Annotated in this window: 18 protein-coding genes; 8 read left to right on the forward strand and 10 right to left on the reverse strand. The window is 67.1% G+C overall.

Annotated elements, in window-relative coordinates; all coding sequences use genetic code 11:
• Positions 1 to 17 precede the first annotated feature (17 nt).
• From ACW6W5_RS05905 to ccmA, 7 genes are all read right to left on the reverse strand, one after another.
• Entirely contained in the window at positions 18 to 623 is a 606-nt protein-coding gene (locus tag ACW6W5_RS05905) for a DsbE family thiol:disulfide interchange protein (protein WP_121038133.1), read from the reverse strand.
• A 9-nt stretch (positions 624 to 632) separates the two neighbouring features.
• A complete protein-coding gene (locus ACW6W5_RS05910) occupies positions 633 to 2,546 on the reverse strand; it encodes a heme lyase CcmF/NrfE family subunit (protein WP_152152702.1) in 1,914 nt (637 codons plus the stop codon).
• Positions 2,547 to 3,008 (reverse strand): cytochrome c maturation protein CcmE, encoded by a 462-nt coding sequence (gene ccmE / locus ACW6W5_RS05915; protein ID WP_152152700.1) that lies wholly within the window; start codon positions 3,006 to 3,008, stop codon positions 2,547 to 2,549. It lies immediately after the preceding gene.
• Positions 3,005 to 3,190: a heme exporter protein CcmD gene (gene ccmD / locus ACW6W5_RS05920; protein ID WP_019182865.1), complete on the reverse strand. Its 186-nt coding sequence runs from the start codon at positions 3,188 to 3,190 to the stop codon at positions 3,005 to 3,007. The genes ccmE and ccmD overlap by 4 nt, the downstream gene beginning before the upstream one ends.
• Positions 3,187 to 3,951, reverse strand: coding sequence for a heme ABC transporter permease CcmC (ccmC, locus tag ACW6W5_RS05925; RefSeq protein ID WP_121038124.1), 765 nt, complete (start codon positions 3,949 to 3,951; stop codon positions 3,187 to 3,189). The genes ccmD and ccmC overlap by 4 nt, the downstream gene beginning before the upstream one ends.
• Before the next feature lie 123 nt (positions 3,952 to 4,074).
• Complete coding sequence (ccmB, locus tag ACW6W5_RS05930) at positions 4,075 to 4,770, reverse strand: heme exporter protein CcmB (protein WP_121038121.1); 696 nt, start codon at positions 4,768 to 4,770, stop codon at positions 4,075 to 4,077.
• Entirely contained in the window at positions 4,767 to 5,396 is a 630-nt protein-coding gene (ccmA, locus tag ACW6W5_RS05935) for a heme ABC exporter ATP-binding protein CcmA (protein WP_088434712.1), read from the reverse strand. Before ccmA ends, ccmB begins: the two co-directional genes overlap by 4 nt.
• Positions 5,397 to 5,498: 102 nt before the next feature.
• Between ccmA and ACW6W5_RS05940 the strand changes: the two genes are divergently transcribed.
• From ACW6W5_RS05940 to ACW6W5_RS05950, 3 genes are all read left to right on the forward strand, one after another.
• Positions 5,499 to 6,647 (forward strand): pyridoxal phosphate-dependent aminotransferase, encoded by a 1,149-nt coding sequence (locus ACW6W5_RS05940; RefSeq protein WP_152152698.1) that lies wholly within the window; start codon positions 5,499 to 5,501, stop codon positions 6,645 to 6,647.
• 17 nt (positions 6,648 to 6,664) lie between these two features.
• The gene (locus ACW6W5_RS05945; RefSeq protein WP_152152734.1) at positions 6,665 to 7,471 is read left to right on the forward strand and encodes an amidohydrolase; all 807 of its coding nucleotides are present in this window, start codon (positions 6,665 to 6,667) and stop codon (positions 7,469 to 7,471) included.
• A 100-nt stretch (positions 7,472 to 7,571) separates the two neighbouring features.
• The gene (locus ACW6W5_RS05950) at positions 7,572 to 8,006 is read left to right on the forward strand and encodes a hypothetical protein (protein ID WP_152152697.1); all 435 of its coding nucleotides are present in this window, start codon (positions 7,572 to 7,574) and stop codon (positions 8,004 to 8,006) included.
• A gap of 151 nt (positions 8,007 to 8,157) precedes the next feature.
• Here the strand turns inward: ACW6W5_RS05950 and ACW6W5_RS05955 are convergent, their stop codons facing one another.
• From ACW6W5_RS05955 to ACW6W5_RS05965, 3 genes are read right to left on the reverse strand one after another with little or no spacing between them, the layout of a single operon-like run.
• Positions 8,158 to 9,960 (reverse strand): pseudouridine synthase, encoded by a 1,803-nt coding sequence (locus ACW6W5_RS05955; RefSeq protein ID WP_121038112.1) that lies wholly within the window; start codon positions 9,958 to 9,960, stop codon positions 8,158 to 8,160.
• Complete coding sequence (gene scpB / locus ACW6W5_RS05960; RefSeq protein ID WP_152152695.1) at positions 9,953 to 10,945, reverse strand: SMC-Scp complex subunit ScpB; 993 nt, start codon at positions 10,943 to 10,945, stop codon at positions 9,953 to 9,955. Before scpB ends, ACW6W5_RS05955 begins: the two co-directional genes overlap by 8 nt.
• A 15-nt stretch (positions 10,946 to 10,960) precedes the next feature.
• Positions 10,961 to 11,869, reverse strand: coding sequence for a segregation and condensation protein A (locus ACW6W5_RS05965; protein WP_121038105.1), 909 nt, complete (start codon positions 11,867 to 11,869; stop codon positions 10,961 to 10,963).
• 346 nt (positions 11,870 to 12,215) lie between these two features.
• On the opposite strand from ACW6W5_RS05965, the gene ACW6W5_RS05970 reads away from it, so the two are divergent.
• From ACW6W5_RS05970 to ACW6W5_RS05990, 5 genes are all read left to right on the forward strand, one after another.
• The gene (locus ACW6W5_RS05970) at positions 12,216 to 12,515 is read left to right on the forward strand and encodes a YciI family protein (RefSeq protein ID WP_019182875.1); all 300 of its coding nucleotides are present in this window, start codon (positions 12,216 to 12,218) and stop codon (positions 12,513 to 12,515) included.
• Positions 12,512 to 12,781 (forward strand): BolA family protein, encoded by a 270-nt coding sequence (locus ACW6W5_RS05975; RefSeq protein WP_121038102.1) that lies wholly within the window; start codon positions 12,512 to 12,514, stop codon positions 12,779 to 12,781. The genes ACW6W5_RS05970 and ACW6W5_RS05975 overlap by 4 nt, the downstream gene beginning before the upstream one ends.
• A gap of 148 nt (positions 12,782 to 12,929) precedes the next feature.
• Positions 12,930 to 13,967, forward strand: a complete 1,038-nt coding sequence (locus tag ACW6W5_RS05980; protein WP_121038099.1) for a LacI family DNA-binding transcriptional regulator — start codon at positions 12,930 to 12,932, stop codon at positions 13,965 to 13,967.
• A gap of 89 nt (positions 13,968 to 14,056) precedes the next feature.
• Positions 14,057 to 17,116: a TonB-dependent receptor gene (locus ACW6W5_RS05985; protein ID WP_152152694.1), complete on the forward strand. Its 3,060-nt coding sequence runs from the start codon at positions 14,057 to 14,059 to the stop codon at positions 17,114 to 17,116.
• Between the two features lie 225 nt (positions 17,117 to 17,341).
• Entirely contained in the window at positions 17,342 to 18,955 is a 1,614-nt protein-coding gene (locus ACW6W5_RS05990) for a glucoamylase family protein (RefSeq protein WP_121038093.1), read from the forward strand.
• The last annotated feature ends 27 nt before the right edge of the window (positions 18,956 to 18,982 follow it).

The following is an 18,982-nucleotide window of genomic DNA, read 5'->3' on the forward strand; positions in this document are numbered from 1 at the left end:
GCCCGTGGATCCTGCGCTTACGGCGAGGCGGGCAGCTGCGGCTGGGCATTGGCACGCTCCACCTTTTCCAGTTCCGGGATCAGCTGGGTATCGATCACGCGCTGGCTGAGCGCGCCACTGTACTTCCAGCGCACCACGCCACTGGCATCGACCAGGAAGGTCTCCGGCGCGGCGGTGACGCCCCAGTCGATCGCGGTGCGGCCTTCGATGTCGCTCAGCACCAGCACGAACGGATTGCCCAGCTGTTCCAGCCAGCGCAGGGCATCGGCCGGCTCGTCCTTCCAGTTGTAGCCGATCACGCGCACGCGCTTGGTTTCGGCGAACCTGGTCAGGATCGGGTGTTCATCGCGGCAGGCCGCGCACCAGCTGCCCCACACGTTGAGCACGTAGGGGGCGCCGCGCAGTTCAGCGCTGCTGACCTTGATGTGCGGGTCGTGCAGCACCGGCAGCTCGAAGGCCGGTGCGGGCTTGCCGATCAGTGCCGAGGGCAGGACATCGCGGTCCGGCGCGCCGGATTTCATCACCCCGTAGATCATCAGCCCCAGCAGCCCGAAGAAGAACAGCACCCCGATGACGATGGCCACGGGCGGCAGCGGACGGGAGGCGGGGCGGGGATCGGACACGGGAAACTCCTAGGGACGACGGAAACGACGATCGGCGGCGGTGACGAAGCCACCCAGTGCCATCAGCAGCGCGCCCAGCCAGACCCAGCGGACGAACGGTTTGATGTGCACGCGCACGGCCCATGCATTGTTGCCCAGCGATTCGCCGAGTGCCACGTAAACATCGCCGTTGAGGCGGGCGTGGATGCCGGCCTCGGTCATCACCTGCCCGCCACTGGCGTACAGGCGTTTTTCCGGATGCAGCAGCGCCAGCTGGCGGTCGTGCTGGAACACGCGCAGGTGGCCGCGATCGGCGACGTAGTTCGGGCCTTGCTGATGGTCCACGCCTTCGAAGCGCACTTCGTAGGTGCCGACCACCAGCGACTGCCCGGGGGCGAGCGCGACTTCGCGCTGCACGTTCAACGCTTCCACCAGCAGTGCGCCGGCCAGGAACACGGCCACGCCGCCATGGGCCAGCAGCATGCCGATCATCTCGGCAGTGAACCTGCCGTTGCCGCGCAGGCGGGTCCACACGAAGCGCCCGGTACCGAACGCGACCCAGGCCGCACCGGTCACGCCGGCAGCGGTCTTCAAGGCGCCCTGCGGCGCCATGAAGTACGCGATCACGCCCAGCAGCAGCGCCAGCCCGGCCCACGGTGCCAGCATCGCCAACCGCCGCGAGGCGTGGTCGCGCTGCCAGTTGACCAGCGGCCCGAACGGCAGCAGCGCCACCAGCGGCGCCATCAACACCACGAACAGCGTGCCGAAGTAGGGCGGCCCGACCGAGACCTTGCCCAGGCCCAACGCATCGGCCAGCAGCGGATACAGCGTGCCGAGCAGCACCATGCCGCAGGCGGCGGCCAGCAGCAGGTTGTTGGCCAGCAGCAGGGTCTCGCGCGAGGTCGGCAGGAAGCTGCGGCGCGGATCCTCGCTGGTCAACGCGCCAGCCCGCAGCGCGTACAGCAACAGCGCGCCGCCGATCACCAGCGCCAGGAAGATCAGGATGAAGGTGCCGCGCGAGGGATCGGCCGCGAACGAGTGCACGCTGGTCAGCACGCCCGAGCGCACCAGGAAGGTGCCGAGCAGCGACAGTGCGAACGCGGCGATGGCCAGCAGCAGCGTCCAGCTGGCGAAGCTGCCGCGTTTCTCGGTAACCGCCTGCGAATGAATCAGTGCCGCACCGGCCAGCCACGGCATGAAGCTGGCGTTCTCGACCGGATCCCAGAACCACCAGCCGCCCCAGCCCAGTTCGTAATACGCCCACCAGCTGCCCAGTGCGATGCCGATGGTCAGAAAGCCCCAGGCCACATTGGTCCACGGCCGGGTCCAGCGCAGCCAGCGCGCATCCACGCGCCCTTCCAGCAGCGCGGCGATCGCGAACGCGAACGGCACCGCGAAGCCCACGTACCCGATGTACAGCATCGGCGGGTGGATGATCAGCCCGGGATCCTGCAGCAGCGGATTGAGGTCGCGTCCTTCCAGCGGCGCCGGGAGCAGCCGCGCGAACGGGTTGGAGGTGAAGATCAGGAAGGCGAGAAAGCCGATGCTGATGATGCCAAGCACGCCCAGTACGCGGGCGGACACCTCGGCCGGCAGGCGTTTGGACCACAGCGCGACGGCGCCGCACCACAGCGCCAGCACCAGCGCCCACAGCAGCAGGGAGCCTTCATGCGCGCCCCACACCGCCGAGTAGCGGTAGGCCAGTGGCAGCAGCGAGTTGGAATTCTCCGCCACATAGCGCACCGAGAAATCCTGGGTGACGAACGCCGCTGTCAGCACGCCGAACGCCCCAAGCAGCAGCGCCAGCTGCGCGTAGGCCGCCGGTCGCGCCACCGCCATCCACGCGGCGCGGCCACGATGGGCGCCCCACAGCGGCAGTACGGTCTGCAGCACGGCCATCAACAGTGCGGTGACCAGCAGGATCTGCCCCAGTTCCGGCAGCACTCAGTTCGTCTCCGGCGCCGGCACGGGCACATCGTGTTTGGTATGTGCCTGGCCCATCTTGTCCGCCACTTCCTTGGGCATGTAGGTCTCGTCGTGCTTGGCCAGCACTTCTTCGGCAACGAAACGGCCGTCCTGCAGGCGCCCGGTGGCGACCACGGCGGTGCCTTCGGCGAACAGGTCCGGGAGGATCCGCGAGGTGATCACCGGCAGGGTCGCGTCACCATCGGTGACCACGAAGTGCGCATCCAGCGAACCGGGCGCGCGCTGCAGCGACCCTTTGACCACCATGCCACCCAGGCGGAACCGGGCGTGATCGCCGGCATCGCCGCGCAGCACTTCGGAGGGGGTATAGAGGTAGGCGATATTGCGCTGCAGGGCCATCGCGACCAGCGCGGTCGCCAGGCCGGAGGCGAGCACCAGCAGCATCACCCAGAGCAGGCGACGACGCCGGACCGGATTCATCGGGTCAGCTCCGGCGCCAGCGGCGGTGCGCTGCCTGCTGCAGTGCGGGCCTGCTGGCGCTGCTGGCGGCGCGCGGCCAGGCGGCGCGCCCAGCGCAGGCGCAGCCAGGAGCCGATGGCATCGCTGCCGAGTACCAGCACGAACACCGCGTAGGCGGCGATCACATAAGGCAGATGGGTCACGGGCGGCTGTCCTCCAGCGGGGCACGGGTGCCAGCGGCGACCCAGGCCTTGCCGGCCTCGCGCAGCAGGTTGTCGGCGCGGGCCTTGGCCAGCAGCGAGCCGGCGAACCACAGCTTGGTGCCGATCACCATCAGCCACAGTGGCAGCGCCATGCTGGCATCCAGCGTGGACGCGCCGAACAGGCGGATGGTCTGGCCCTGGTGCAGGCTGCCCCACCATTCCACGGAATAGCGGATCACCGGCAGCAGGCTCACCCCGACGATGGCCAGCAGGCCCGCTGCGCGCGCGGCGCTGCGGCGGTCCTCGATGGCGTGGTACAGGCCGATCACGCCCAGGTACAGGAACAGCAGGATCAGCTCGGTGGTCATGCGCGGGTCCCAGTCCCACCATGTGCCCCAGGTCGGCTTGCCCCAGATGCTGCCGGTGAGCAGGGTGATCAGGGTGAAGCCAGCGCCGAGCGGGGCACAGGCCATTGCCAGGATTTCGCAGGTCTTGATCCGCCAGATCAGCGCGATCGCCGCGTACAGCGCCATCAGCGCGAACACGAACAGGCTCATCCACGCGCTCGGCACGTGGATGTAGAGAATGCGGAAGCTGTCCAACTGCTTGGAATCGGCCGGCACCACGGCCAGCGCCTGCCAGATGCCGACCAGCAGCACCGGCACCGCCGCCAGGTAGAACACCCGCGACCAGCGCGCGGCAAAGCGGTCGAAGGTGGGCGGCGAACCGAGTTGGTGGAACCAGCGAACGATCGGGTGCATGCGGCAGTGGCTATCCAACGAAGGGCGACGATGGAACGGACGTGGAGTGGCTCGGTAACGGATGACGCGGAGGCAGGTGACGCTCACAACGCAGCGCACGCCACCGACAGTACGCCATACCGCTCAACTCAGCGAGATGCGGATCGCTGCGGCCGTCGCCAGCGGGGCCAGCACCAGCGCCACCACCAGCCCGGCGCCCAGCATCAGCAGCGCGCCGATCGGGTCCTGGCCGCGGGCGACCGCCGCCACACTGCCCGCGCCGAACACCAGCACCGGCACATACAGCGGCAGGGCCAGCAGCGCCACGAGAATACCAGAGCGCCGGATGCCGACCGTCAGCGCGGCGACCACCCCGCCGATCAGGCTCAGCAGCGGCGTTCCCAGCAGCAACGATGCCAGCAACATCGGCAGCTGGTCATGCGGCAGATGCAGCATTTCCGCCAGCAGCGGCGACATCACGATCAGCGGCAGGGCGGTGGTGAGCCAGTGCACCAGCACCCTCACCAGCACCAGCCAGGCCAGCGGCACCGGGGCCAGCAGCCATTGCTCCAGCGAGCCATCTTCGGCGTCGCTGCGGAACAGTGAATCCAGGGCCAGTTGGCCGGCCAGCAGCACCGCCAGCCACATCACGGCGGCGGCGACGCGTGCCATCGCCTCGGGGTCGCGGCCCAGTGCCAATGCGAACAGCACCACCACCAGCAACGCGAACAGCAACGGCTGCAACGCATCGCCGCGGCGGCGCCAGAGCAGGCGCATGTCGCGGCCGACCAGCGCCCGTGCGGTCTGCCACAGACCCGGTTCGGTACCCGGGGCGATCATGCCGCCGCTCCCAGGGTCAGCAGGCGCGTACGCACCGGTGGCGCGGCATACGCGCCGTGGGTGGTGACCAGGGCGGCACCGCCGCTGCGCAGGTGCGCGGAAATCATGCGGTTCACCAGGTTGATGCCGTCCAGATCGAGATTGGCGTACGGCTCGTCAAGCAGCCATAGCGGCGCGGGCGAGAGCCAGATGCGGGCCAGTGCCAGGCGGCGCTTCTGCCCGGCCGACAGCTGCCGCACCAAGGTGTCCTCATAGCCGGCCAGGCCGACGATCGCCAGCGCGTTGCCGGGCATCTGGCGGGCGCGGCGGCCGTGCAGCCCGCACAGGAAATGCAGGTTCTCCAGCGTGTCCAGGTCCGGCTTCAGCGCGGGCAGGTGGCTCAGGTAGGCCACGTAGTTGGCGCGCTCCTTGTGCCCGGCGCGCTTGCCATCGATCTCGACCTGGCCGCTGCCGGCGCGCAGCAGGCCGGCCAGCACCCGCAGCAGGGTGGTCTTGCCGGCGCCGTTGTCGCCCTGCACCAGCAGGGCTTCGCCGGCATCCACGTGCAGGTCCAGCGGGCCGAAGACGGGTTCGTCGTTGCGACTGAAGCCAAGGCCATGCGCGGCCAGCAACGGAGGGGCGTTCAAGGGGCGGGATCTTTGCACCGGAATGGGCCGCCATTGTATCGGGGGAACGGGCGGGATGATTTGCGTACACTGGGAGTTCTCCCGGTTCTTTCCCTGCTGCCGATGCAACCGCAAACCAAGCTGCCCAAGGTGGGCACCACCATCTTCACCGTGATGTCCCAGCTCGCCGCCGAACACGGCGCGGTCAACCTTGGCCAGGGGTTCCCGGATTTCTCCGCACCGCAGCGGCTGATCGATGAAACCATCGCCGCGATGCAGGGCGGACTCAACCAGTACCCGCCGATGACCGGCGTGGCGCCGCTGCGCCAGGCCATCGCGCAGAAGTCGCTGGATCTGTACGGCGCCCAGGTGGATCCGGATACCGAGATCACCGTCACCAGTGGCGCCACCGAGGCGATCTTCAACGCCATCCACGCCGTGGTCCGCCCCGGCGAGGAAGTGATCGTGCTTGATCCGGCCTACGACTGCTACGAGCCGGCGATCGACCTGGCCGGCGCGCGGGCCGTGCACGTGCCGCTGGACCCGCAGACCTTCGCGGTCGACTGGGACCGCGTGCGTGCCGCGATCACGCCGCGCACCCGCCTGCTGATGGTCAACACGCCGCACAACCCGTCCGGCGCGATGCTGACCGCCGAGGACATGCAGGCGCTGGCCGATGTGTTGCGTGGCACCCACATCTATCTGATTTCCGATGAGGTGTACGAGCACATCATCTACGACGGTCGTCGCCACGAATCCTCGCTGCGCCATCCGGAACTGCGCGCGCGCGCGTTCGTCATTTCCAGCTTCGGCAAGACCTACCACTGCACCGGCTGGAAGATCGGTTATGCCATCGCGCCGCCGGCGATGACCGCCGAGTTCCGCAAAGTGCACCAGTACAACACCTTCACCAGCTTCGGCCCGGCCCAATACGGTTTCGCGGCGATGATCCGCGACGAGCCCGAGCACCATCTGGAGCTGGGCGCGTTCTACCAGGCCAAGCGCGACCGCTTCCGCGAGCAGCTGCTGACCACGCGCCTGACACCCCTGCCGGTGCCGGGCGGCTACTTCCAGCTGGTGGATTACTCGGCCGTCAGCGATCTGCCGGACCACGAATTCGTGAAATGGCTGACCATCGAGCAGGGCGTGGCGGCGATCCCGCTGTCGCCGTTCTATGAGACCGCCCCGGCCGGCCAGCGCCTGGTCCGCCTGTGCTTTGCCAAGAACGACGCCACGATGGACGCGGCGATCGAACGCCTGCGGGCACTGTGATGAGTGCCGTGACCGGGCTGCAGGATCTGCGCATTTCCCTGATCCAGGGCGACACCCGCTGGCACGACCCGGCGGGCAATCGCGCGCATTACGGTGCGCTGCTGGCGCCGCTGGCCGGGCAGACCGATCTGGTGATCCTGCCGGAGACCTTCACCAGTGGCTTCTCCAACGAGGCCATCGACAAGGCCGAGGGCATGGACGGCCCCACCGTCGCCTGGATCCGCGAACAGGCTGTGCGGCTGGGCGCGGCGGTCACCGGCAGCGTGCAGCTGCGGGTGGGCGAGGGCGTCTACAACCGCTTGCTGTGGGCCACGCCGGAGGGCGAGCTTGAGTACTACGACAAGCGCCACCTGTTCCGTTACGGCGGCGAGCACGAACGCTATGCCGCTGGCCGCGAGCGCCTGTGCGTGGAATGGAAAGGCTGGCGGATCAATCCGCAGGTCTGCTACGACCTGCGTTTCCCGGTGTTCTGCCGCAACCGCTACAACGTCGAGCGTGCCGACCAGCTGGATTTCGATCTGCAGATTTTCGTGGCCAACTGGCCGTCGGCCCGCGCCTATGCCTGGAAGACGCTGCTGCGCGCGCGCGCGATCGAGAACCTCTGCTATGTGGCGGCGGTCAACCGGATCGGTGTGGACGGCAACGAACTGCATTACGCCGGCGACAGTGCCGTGATCGATTTCCTCGGCCAGCCGCAGGTGGAAGTACGCGAGCGCGAGCAGGTGGTCACCACCACGATCTCGGCGGCGGCACTGGCCGCGCACCGTGCGCGCTTCCCGGCGATGCTCGATGCGGACAGCTTCAGCCTGCAGGAACGCAGTTGATGGCTGAACGGATGCCGGAGGCGCGCGATACGCATCATCCGCGCCACACGCGCGCGCTGCTAGATTCGGCTCGTTACCCCTTCAGTACGAGCGGACCTGCATGAAGAAGTTCTCCCTGGCATTGATCGCACTGGCTGGCATCTCGGCCGTCCCGGCCGCACAGGCCGCCGGCAACATTGATTGCGAGCTGCACTACAACCTGGCCGGCTGGTCGGTGCTGTACAAGACCGCCTCGGGCACCGGCACCATCCAGTGCGACAACGGCACCCGCATCCCGGTCAAGATCACCGCCAAGGGCGGCGGCCTCACCGTGGGCAAGTCGAAGATCGTCGACGGCAAGGGCAAGTTCTCCGGTGCCTACTCGGTCAACGACCTGATCGGTTCCTATGCGACCGTTGAAGCGCACGCCGGCGCGGACAAATCCAGCAATGCGCAGGTGATGACCAAGGGCGATGTATCGCTGGCCCTGGCCGGGACCGGCAAGGGCTGGGATCTGGGCATTGGGGTGGGGCGGTTCACCATCGAACGCCGCTGAGGGGGTAGGGCCACGCCATGCGTGGCTGAAAGGCCTATCCGGCATGAAGCGCAGCCACCCATGGGGTTGCTCTGCCGAACCGGGTTGATCGCCGCCCGCGCCGACCCAACAAAAAACCCCGGCCGAAGCCGGGGTTTTTTTGTGTCACTGATCAGCCGCCGCGCGGGCCGCCACCACGGTGACCGCCGCCACCCGGGCCGCGGTTGCCGCCGGGGCGACCGCCCGGGCCGCCGGGACCACGAGCACCGGGGCCACCCGGGCCACGGTTGCCGCCCGGACCACCCGGACCACGGTTGCCACCGGGACCGCCGGGGCCGCGCGCACTGGCGCCACCCGGGCCGCGTGCGCCGGGACCACCCGGGCCACGGTTGCCACCCGGACCACCCGGACCGCGGTTACCCGCCGGACGCGCGCTGCCGTACGGGCTGGCGCCCGGATTGGCGTGATCGGACGGGAAGCTCGGGGCATTGCCCGGATGACCGTACGGATGGCGGGACGGACCCTGGCCACCCTGGGCACCGCGGTTGCCACCGCCACCCGGACCGGCCGGACGGCCTTGGCCACCGTAGCCGCCACGGCTTTCGCCACCGCCGGCGTAACCGCCACGACCTTCAGCACCGCCGCCGTAGCTGCCGCGCCCCGGGCCGCCTGCGCCACCCGGACCCTTCGGCTTGCCATACGGACGGCCCTGGCCACCGGCACCTGCGCCGGCGCCCGGACCACGCGCGCCGGGACCACGGGCAGCGCCCGGGCCGGCATTGCGGTGGCCGCTCGGCCCGGTGCTGACACCGTCCGGCACGTACCAGCTGCGGAACGCCGCCGGGTTGCCTTCCGGAAGTGCCCGGTTGCCCTTGTCCGGGCGAGCCTTGAACGGGCGCTGCGACTGCTTGGCCGCTGCTTCGCCGCTGACCGTCAGGCCACCCTTGAAGCCGCCGCCCTTGCCACCGCGGCCACGGCCGCGCTCTTCGCGCACGTTGTCGAAACGACGCAGTTCGCGGCCTTCATCGGCCGAGTTGTGGCCGTTGACGTAGGCGTTGCCACGGCCGCCGTCGCGCGAAACGCGCACGGTGGTCTTGGCGGCACGACGCTGGCCGATCACCGGCTGCAGGGTCAGTGCCGACGGGGCACCTTCTTCCAGCTTCAGTTCGGCGCGCAGCGCTTCAACCTGCTTGGCCGGCAGTTCGACCGACTGGCCACGCAGCAGTTCGCGCGGCAGGCTGACCTTGCCGTAGCGGGTGCGCTTGAGGCGGCTGACCTGGCAGCCCTGGGATTCCCACAGGCGGCGCACCTCGCGGTTGCGGCCTTCCTTGACCACCACGCGGAACCAGTCGTGCGAATCGGTGCCGCCGATGCGTTCGATCTCGTCGAACTTGGCCGGGCCGTCTTCCAGCGCGACGCCACGGGCGAGGCGGTCAACGATGCTGTCGGGCACCTTCTCTTCGCCTTCCGGGGCGCGCACGCGCACCACGTACTCGCGCTCGACCTCGTAGGAGGGGTGCATCATCGCGTTGGCCAGCTCACCGTCGGTGGTCGCCAGCAGCAGGCCGGTGGTGTTGATGTCCAGGCGGCCGATCGCAATCCAGCGCGCGCCCTTGAGGGCAGGCAGCGCTTCGAACACGGTCGGGCGACCTTCGGGGTCTTCGCGCGTGGTCACTTCGCCTTCCGGCTTGTTGTAGGCCAGCACGCGGGAGGTTTCGGTCAGCGCGGTGGCGACGAAGCCACGGCCGTCCAGCTCGACCTTGTCGCCGCTCTTGATCGACTGGCCGGTCTGCGCGACCTCGCCATTGACCTTGACCAGGCCATCGGCGATGCGCTGTTCCAGCGCGCGGCGCGAACCCAGGCCGGCCTGCGCCAGCACTTTGTGCAGGCGCTCTTCGAGCTTGGGCTGTTCGGAGGCGGATTCGCGCTTGAGCGAAAGCTTGTTCAACGATGGCTTGCGGGGGGTGTCACTCATTTACTTGGCTCCGGCCGGCAACGGATGCGTCGGCCTCTGGTTCGGGATCGGCTTCGTCAACAGCCACGGTCGTCTTCGCGACGGCGTTGTTTCCGGTTTCGTTCTGGGGCGCCGCGCGCTCTCCCGGCGCGGTATCGGGTTCGCCATCGCTGGCGGTCGTATCCGCGTCGTCGTCGGCAAGCGACAACGGCGCATGGGATGGGGTGTCGGTGGCGTCTGCAGCATCGGGCGCCTCGCTATTGTCCGGTTCTGCCGGTTGCTCTGCCAGCCGCGCCGAGGCCAGCGCCACGCGGGCTGCCAATCGGGCCGCTGCAGGGTCCACTGGGTCCGCCGGTGCCGGAGTGGCGTCATCATTGGCCGCGTCCGTCTCCAGCTCGGCCTCCGGGGTCGCCGCGCCGGCGGGCAGGCGACCGGCCGGCTGGCCTTCGCTGTCCAGCGGCAGCTGCGGTTCCAGCTCGCCCAGGTCGCGCAACTCGGACAGCGGCGGCAGTTCGTCCAGGCGCTTGAGCCCGAAATAATCCAGGAAGCCCTTGGTGGTCCCGAACAGCGCCGGTTTGCCGGGCACGTCGCGGTGGCCGATCACGCGGATCCATTCGCGCTCTTCCAGGGCCTGGATGATGTTGCTGCTGACCGCCACACCGCGGACCTGTTCGATCTCGCCGCGGGTGATCGGCTGGCGGTAGGCGATCAATGCCAGCGTTTCCAGCGTGGCACGGGTGTAGCGGGTCTTGCGCTCCGTCCACAGCCGGGTGATGTAGCCATGCACTTCGCTGGTGACCTGGAAGCGGAAGCCGGAGGCCACCTCGACCAGCTCCACGCCGCGGTCCTGGCAGCCTTCGCGCAGCAGTTCCAGCGCGCGTTCGATGCTGCCCGGCGGTGCCGGTTCCTCTTCCGGGAACAGGCCCTGCAGCTGCGCCAGCGTCAACGGCTCACTGGCCGCCAGCAGGGCGCCTTCGACAATACGGTTGATCAGCGGTTGATCCATGCGTGGGTCGGGTGCTCAGTCGGATTCGTTGGCGGCGGCGTCGTTGTCGTCGAACTCGCTGTTGAACTGCAGCGGTTCGTTGGTGTTGCCGGCGGCCAGGGACTTGACGTAGATCGGCGCCAGCGGAGCTTCCTGGACGATGTCCAGCAGCTGTTCCTTGGCCAGTTCCAGCAGGGCCAGGAAGGTGACCAGCACCCCCAGCTTGCCTTCTTCGGCGGTGAACAGCGTTTCAAACCGGTAGAACCTGCCGTCTTCCAGACGACCCAGCACGTCGCCCATCCGCTGGCGCACGCTCAGTGCCTCGCGTTTGATCGCGTGGCCGGTGAACAGCTCGGCGCGCTTGAGCACGTCGTGCAGCGCCATCAGCATTTCCTTCAGATCCACCGGCGGCGGCAGCTTGACGGCCGCGCGGTCAGGGACGAAGGCGTGGACCACGGTGGTGTCGCGGTCCTGGCGGGGCAGGCTGTCGATGTCCTCGGCGGCCTGCTTGAAACGTTCGTACTCCTGCAGCCGGCGCACCAGCTCGGCGCGCGGATCGGCTTCCTCGCCCTCGATGCTGGGCGGCCGCGGCAACAGCATCCGCGACTTCACTTCGGCCAGGATCGCCGCCATCACCAGGTACTCGGCCGCCAGTTCGAAGCGCAGCTCCTGCATGACGTTGATGTACTCGACGTACTGGCGGGTGATCTCGGCGACCGGGATATCCAGGATGTCCAGGTTCTGCCGGCGGATCAGGTACAGCAGCAGGTCCAGCGGACCCTCGAACGCATCCAGGATGACTTCCAGCGCGTCCGGCGGGATGTACAGGTCCTGCGGAATCTGCAGGACCGGCTGTCCATGCACCACGGCCAGCGGCATTTCCTGCTGCTGTGGGGCGGGCACTCGGATTGGCGGGTTCGCGTCGGGCGCGAGTTCGGCAGTCATCAAATAGACGTCAGTATTGCAACGGACCGGTCGCCGCACCATGCCAGCGTCCGGAACGGTCCCGGGCGGCAGGATGGCAAGCCATGACACGCCTGGGTCGGCGCGATTCCACACTTCAAACAGCAAGGCGCGCCGCGATGGGCAGCGACAGAACTACGGGGAGGTCGTCTACGTGTGCTGGTGTGGGGCAGTGGATCGGTCGTCGGCTGGCGGTGGAGCCGGTTGCCGACGGGGCGCTGCATCCAGCCACGTGCAATGGACATAAGACTACGGGGTTGCCGCGCCAGTGTCCAGCCAGCCCCGCTAGAATGCCCGGGATTGATTCAACAAGACCTCGGAGTTGCCCGTGTGGTATGTGATTGAAGGCTATGACGGCACCGATGTGCTGGCCGCCCGTCTGGCGTCGCGCCCGGCCCATCTGGCCCGGCTGCAGGCCCTGCAGGACGAAGGACGGCTGCTGCTGGCCGGCCCGTGCCCGGCCATCGACAGCGAAGATCCCGGCCCGGCCGGCTTCAGTGGCAGCGTGGTGATCGCCGCGTTCGATTCGCTGACCCACGCCCAGGACTGGGCCGCCGCCGATCCGTATGTAGAGGCGGGCGTCTACGTGCGCGTCCAGGTGCGTCCGTTCCGCAAGGTCCTGCCATGAACCGGGTCGAGCGCATCCGGCAGGCGCTGCAGCAGGCACTGGATCCGGAACTGCTGGAGGTCAAGGATGACAGCCACCGCCACGCCGGCCATGAGGGCGCGCGTGACGGCCGGGGGCACTTCAAGGTGCACGTGGTCAGCGCAGCCTTCGAAGGAAAGCTCCCGCTGGCGCGCCATCGGGCCGTCTATGCGGCCCTGGGAACGATGATGGAGACCGATATCCACGCGTTGTCCATCCGTGCCGAGACACCGGTCAAAAACCGCTGAAACCCTTGTCCCGCCTTGTCCTGGTCAGTCCCGAAAGGGGCCGACATGGACAGCTTTTGGTTACCGCCGTACGACATGAGGCTAACGTAGTGTTTACATTCGGGTTTGAAAACGCTTACATTCCGCGCCAAGCCCAGATCTCTAAGCCGTGGAGGGCGGCGAAGTGAACAAGGCAGCGATCACTATCAAAGATGTCGCCCGTGAAGCCCGTGTCTCTGTTGCCACGGTCTCGCGCGCACTCAATGGCCATGAAAATGTTGCCGAGCCCGTGCGCAAGCTGGTGCTGGAGGTGGCAGCGCGACTGCGCTATACCCCGCATGCAGCGGCCCGGAGCCTGAGCAGCCGACGGACCAACACCATTGGCGTGGTGTTGCCCGATCTCTATGGCGAATTCTTCTCCGAACTGATGCGTGGCATCGATGGGGTGGCCCGCGAGCGTCGCCAGCATCTGCTCGTGTCCAGTTACCACGGTGACCAGGAGCAGCAGGGCGCGGCCCTGCGGGCCATGCGCGGTCGTGTCGATGGGTTGCTGGTGCTTTCGCCGTATGCCGAGAGCCCCGGCTTCCTGACCGACAACCTGCCGCAGTCGTTGCCCACGGTGCTGATCAACACGTATCTGCCCGAGCAGGATCATCCGGTGCTGAGCATCGATGACCATGCCGGCGCGATGGCCATGACCCGTCACCTGCTGGACGTCGGGCATCGGCGCATCGCCTTCATTTCCGGTCCGGACCTCAACTACGACGCCCGTGAGCGCCTGCGCGGTTTCCGCGATGCGCTGGCGGCTTTCGGCGATGCTGCCGAAGGGATCGAGTTGCCCGGTGACTTTGACGAAGCTTCCGGCCATCGCGCCGGACAGGAGTTGCTGGCAGCCGGCACGCTGCCCGATGCGGTGTTCGCCGCCAACGACATGATGGCGCTGGGGTGTCTGTATGCGTTCGCGCAGGCAGGTGTCCGGGTGCCGGCCGATGTCGCCTTGGCGGGTTTCGATGACATTCCGCTGGCACGTTTCGTTCACCCATCGTTGACAACGATGCAGGTGAGTATCGCCGACCTCGGCGATAAGGCCGCGACGCGCCTGTTGCAGTTGATGGATGGCAACAACACAGAAGGGGCCGGCGACAAGCAGACGCTCGTGCCGACCCTGATCGTGCGTGATTCGAGCAAAGCCAGAACCCAGCAGTAGGTCACGACCGTTGGTCGTGACGCCCTAAAAAACGCACCACATAAAACGACAGGGGCCGCAAAGACGGCCACCACCACCCGGAGAGTTACATGACGTATTCCAATCACCGCAACCGCGCGCCCGCACGCAGTCTGTTGTCCAGCGCGCTGGTCACCTGCCTGATGCTGGGCGCCGCCCCGAGCGTGATGGCGCAGTCGGCCACCTCGTCGCTGCGCGGCCAGGTCGCCGAGGCTGCCGCCGGCACCGAAGTCACCGCCACCAACGTGGCCAGCGGCACCATGCGCCGCGCCACCACCCGTGCCGATGGCAGCTACTCGCTGATGGGCCTGGACCCGGGCACCTACAACGTCGTGGCCAATGGCCAGACGCAGAAGGTGACGGTCACTGTGGCCTCCACCGCGACCCTGAACTTCAGCGGCGCGCCGGCCAACGGCAGCACCGCCAACGCCACCAACCTGGACACGGTCAACGTCATTGCGCCGACCCTGCTGCAGGAAGTGCGTACCTCCGAAGTGGGCAAGACCGTCAGCCTGCAGCAGATCCAGACCACCCCGCAGGTGTCGCGCAACTTCCTGGAATTCGCCGACGCGGTGCCGGGCCTGATCTTCACCCGTGATGCCAAGGGCAACACCTCCCTGCGCGGCGGTGCCACCAACTCCGACGGCACCAACGTCTATATCGACGGCGTGGGCCAGAAGAGCTACGTCAAGGGCGGCGGCGTGGCCGGCCAGTCCGGCAGCGCCGGCAACCCGTTCCCGCAGCTGGCGATCGGCGAATACAAGGTCATCAGCGGCAACTACAAGGCCGAGTACGGCCAGGTGTCGAGCGCGGCCGTGACCGCGGCCACCAAGTCCGGCACCAACGAGTTCAAGGGTGAAACCTTCTACCGTTACACCAACGAAGACATGCGCGCCAAGACCCCGGCCGAGCGTCAGGCTGGCCAGACGAAAGAGGCATCGGCCGAGAAGGAATACGGTTTTGCATTGGGTGGTCCGATCATCCAGGACAAGGCCCACTTCTTCGTGACCTATGAAGCCAAGCGCTTCGACCTGCCGGTCACCATCGCGCCTGACGGCGCGGTCGGCCGAGCTGCCGCCCTGCTGCCGCCGGAAGGCGCCGCCGGCCTCGGCCCGGCCAGCCAGCCGTTCCAGCAGGATCTGATCTTCGCCAAGGTCGACTTCGAGCCGACCGACAACGATCGCATCGAGCTGACCTTCCAGGACCGCGATGAAACCCAGTCGCAGTTCAGCGGCCAGACCGCGCCGGAAGCCGGCCGTGAAGTGGTCAACACCGACCGTCGTTACGCCCTGCGCTGGAACCACAGCGGCGAGCGTTACTACAACGAACTGATGGTCACCCACGAAGATTCGTTCAACAACCCGACCCCGCTGACCCTGGCCAACGGCATCACCTACACCGCACCGGACGGCACCGAAGACCGCACCGTGGTGAAGATCGGTGGCGCATCGGCGCTGGATTCGCAGGTGAAGGGCCAGAAGGGCTGGTCGATCGAAGACAACCTGACCCTGGATGGCATCCAGTGGGCGGGCGACCACACCATCAAGATGGGCGCCAAGTACAAGCAGATCGACCTGTACGCATCCGATGCTGCGCAGATCAACCCGACCTTCACCTACACCCTGGGCGATCCGGACTTCCCGGATTCCATCCCGTACAAGGCGCAGTTCGTCAAGCCGGTGACCGGCGTGTCGGGCGTGTCGGGCGAAGTGCGTTCGAAGTCCAAGCAGATCGGCCTGTTCATCCAGGACGACTGGCAGGTCAACGACCACCTGCAGCTCAACCTCGGCCTGCGTTGGGACTACGAGAAGACGCCGTCCTACCTGGACTTCGTGACCCCGCAGCAGGTGGTCGACGCGATCTACTCGCAGGATCCGCGCGCGGCCGCTGGCCAGACCTACGCCGATTCGCTGGCGCTGGGTGGCCTGAACATCGGCGATTACATCAGCACCGGCAAAAACCGCAAGGCGTTCAAGGATGCCTGGCAGCCGCGCCTGGGCTTCTCGTATGACCTCAACGCCGACGAGCAGCACGTGTTCCACGGTGGTGCCGGTCGTTCGTACGATCGCGACCTGTTCGACAACCTGCAGCTGGAAACCACCAAGCTGGCCCTGCCGCAGCCGACCATCTACTTCCGCAACCCGTCGACCGGCACCTGCATCAACGGCCAGGCCGCCTGCTACGACTGGAACCCGAACCTGCTCAACGGGATCGGCAACCTGCAGACCCTGGTCGGCTCGACCAGCAATGCCGGTCTGGAAGTCGATCTGCTGAACAACAACCTCAAGGTGCCGTACTCGGATCAGTTCAGCTTCGGCATGAGCAACCAGGTGGGTGAGTGGCTGACCGATGCCACCATCTCCCGCACCCTGAGCTACGACGGGTTCGCCTTCACCCTGGGCAACCGTTACCCGACCGGCCAGTTCTTCGATGACCCGCGCCTGTGCGGCGGCACCGACCCGGGCCTGAGCCAGGCCTGGAGCTGCAACGTGCCGGGCTTCGGCAGCCTGATCATCGGCCAGCAGGGCATCAAGACCCGTGCGACCCAGGTCCTGCTGTCGGCGCAGAAGCCGTTCACCCAGGAAAGCGGCTGGGGCACCTCGGTGGCCTACACCTGGACCACCGCGCGCCACAACCGCGACATCAACGAGAAGTACGCGTTCGACCGCGGCCTGATCGAGGACTACCCGACCATCCGTTCCAACGGCGCGCCGCGCCACCGCCTGGTGGTCACCGGTTCGTACGCGGGCTTCTGGGGCATCACCTTCGGCGGCAAGGTCACCCTGGCCACCCCGACGGCCGTCAACGACTGGTACGGCGTGCCGCAGGCCAGCGGCTACGACCTGCCGACGCCGCAGGCCGCGGTGCCCAACGCCAATGGCAAGTTCCTGCTGGGTGGCAAGATCTTCGGCTACCGTTCGGTCGATCTGCAGGCGACGAAGACGTTCAAGATGGCGGGCGATACCGAGCTGTACGCGCGTATCGACATCATCAACGTGTTCAACTTCGACAACTTCTCCACCTACAACTACGTCAAGACCAACGGCAAGCTGCAGGCCAGCTACAACGAGACCGGCGACATCATCGGTACGCCGCGTCAGGTCAAGGCAGAAGTTGGCTTCCGCTTCTGATGCAACAACGGCCCCGTCTTCGGACGGGGCCGGTTTCATGGCAATGGCTGGCCCTCGGGCCAGTCCATTGTCCAGGCCGGTGCCACGGAGGGTGGCAGCGGCCTGGGCAATGACCGCGGCTTTGGACCACGCCTGCGTGGTTTTTTTAGGCCGCGTTCTGTAAACGATTTCAGGTCATTGGACGTTATGCTTCCCAGTCACGAACACTGTAGAAGGAGTTGGCCCATGCAGGCACGCCACCTGTTGACCGCCGCGACGATCAGTCTCGCCGTCGCTGCCTGCCAGCCGCAGGCCCAGCAGGAGCCGGCCAAGCCCAAGCCGCCCGTGATCCTGGTCGAGGCGGACGTGCCGCCGCGGCCGATGAAGCCGGAGCTGCCGCCGCTGTTCGACGATATCGAGCGCCGCACCTTCCAGTTCTTCTGGGATACCACCAACGAGGTCAACGGGCTCAGCCCGGACCGTTATCCGTCGCGCCCGTTCGCCAGCATCGCCTCGGTGGGCTATGCGCTGACCGCCTATCCGATCGGCATCGAGAACGGCTGGGTCAGCCGCAACCAGGCGATCGACCGCACCCTGCTGACGCTGAAGTTCTTCCGCGACCTGCCGATGGGCCCGCAGCGCACCGGCAAGGGCGGTTACAAAGGCTTCTACTACCACTTCCTGGACATGCAGGAAGGCCGCCGCTATGACAGCTGGGTGGAACTGTCCAGCGTGGATACCGCGCTGCTGATGATGGGCGTGCTGTTCGCGCAGTCCTATTACGACGGTGACGACGCGCGCGAAAAAGAGATCCGCGAGATCGCCGATACGCTGTACAAGCGCGTGGACTGGCCGTGGCTGCAGCAGCGCGCGCCGCTGATCTCGATGGGCTGGTTCCCGGAAAGCGGCTTCATCGACCACGACTGGATGGGCTACAACGAGGCGATGATGGTCTACATCCTCGCGCTCGGCTCGCCCACCCACCCGGTCAGCCCGGACGCCTGGACGGTCTGGACGCGTACCTACGACAACGACTGGGGCGTCTACCAGGGCCAGGAATACCTGTCCTTCGGCCCGCTGTTCGGCCACCAGTACACGCATGTGTGGGTGGACTTCCGCGACATCCAGGATGCCTACATGCGCGAGCGGGGCAGTACCTACTTCCTCAACAGCCGTTCGGCCGCCCTGGCGCAGCGCGAGTACGCGATCGCCAACCCGATGAACTGGAAGGATTACGGCCAGAACGTATGGGGCCTGACCGCCAGCGACGGTCCGCAGAACACCACCCAGGAATACCGGGGCGAGCAGCGCCAGTTCCGCCATTACTCTTCGCGCGGCGCCGGCCTGCGCGAGAACTTCGATGACGGCACCATCGCGCCGACCGCGGCGATCGCCTCGATCGTGTTCGCGCCGGAAGAAGTCATCCCGGCCGCGGTGGAGATGCACAAGCGCTATGGCGATTACATCTATTCCAGCTACGGCTTCCTGGATTCGTTCAACCCGAGTTTCAACTACGACATCCCGATCAAGACCGGTCGCCTGGTGCCGGATCGCGGCTGGGTGGCCAGCGATTACATCGGTATCGACCAAGGCCCGATCCTGACCATGATCGCCAACTACCGGAACGATTTCGTCTGGGATGTGATGAAGAAGAACGCCCATATCCGCAAGGGTCTGGAGCGTGCCGGCTTCAGTGGTGGCTGGTTGACTCCGGAAGGCGAGGATCAGCCGATGGAACTGCAGAAAGATGAAAAGGCGGCCTCGGCCCGCTCGGTCGGCATCGCCGAATCGCGCGCGGCGGCCGCCCAGGAACAGAAGAACAATTCCAATTCGAACCGCAACCAGCAGCAGGGGAAGTAAGCAGTGCCATCGTCGTCGCGCCCGAAG

Source organism: Stenotrophomonas sp. IS26 (assembly GCF_054188265.1).

Coding starts and splice junctions, on each gene's coding strand:
- ccmB (WP_121038121.1), bottom strand. CDS start 4,770: ATGATCGCCCCGGGTACCGAACCGGGTCTGTGGCAGACCGCACGGGCG.
- ACW6W5_RS05955 (WP_121038112.1), bottom strand. CDS start 9,960: ATGAGTGACACCCCCCGCAAGCCATCGTTGAACAAGCTTTCGCTCAAG.
- ACW6W5_RS05990 (WP_121038093.1), top strand. CDS start 17,342: ATGCAGGCACGCCACCTGTTGACCGCCGCGACGATCAGTCTCGCCGTC.
- ACW6W5_RS05985 (WP_152152694.1), top strand. CDS start 14,057: ATGACGTATTCCAATCACCGCAACCGCGCGCCCGCACGCAGTCTGTTG.
- ccmE (WP_152152700.1), bottom strand. CDS start 3,008: ATGAATCCGGTCCGGCGTCGTCGCCTGCTCTGGGTGATGCTGCTGGTG.
- ACW6W5_RS05975 (WP_121038102.1), top strand. CDS start 12,512: ATGAACCGGGTCGAGCGCATCCGGCAGGCGCTGCAGCAGGCACTGGAT.
- ccmC (WP_121038124.1), bottom strand. CDS start 3,951: ATGCACCCGATCGTTCGCTGGTTCCACCAACTCGGTTCGCCGCCCACC.
- scpB (WP_152152695.1), bottom strand. CDS start 10,945: ATGGATCAACCGCTGATCAACCGTATTGTCGAAGGCGCCCTGCTGGCG.
- ACW6W5_RS05950 (WP_152152697.1), top strand. CDS start 7,572: ATGAAGAAGTTCTCCCTGGCATTGATCGCACTGGCTGGCATCTCGGCC.
- ACW6W5_RS05940 (WP_152152698.1), top strand. CDS start 5,499: ATGCAACCGCAAACCAAGCTGCCCAAGGTGGGCACCACCATCTTCACC.
- ACW6W5_RS05965 (WP_121038105.1), bottom strand. CDS start 11,869: ATGACTGCCGAACTCGCGCCCGACGCGAACCCGCCAATCCGAGTGCCC.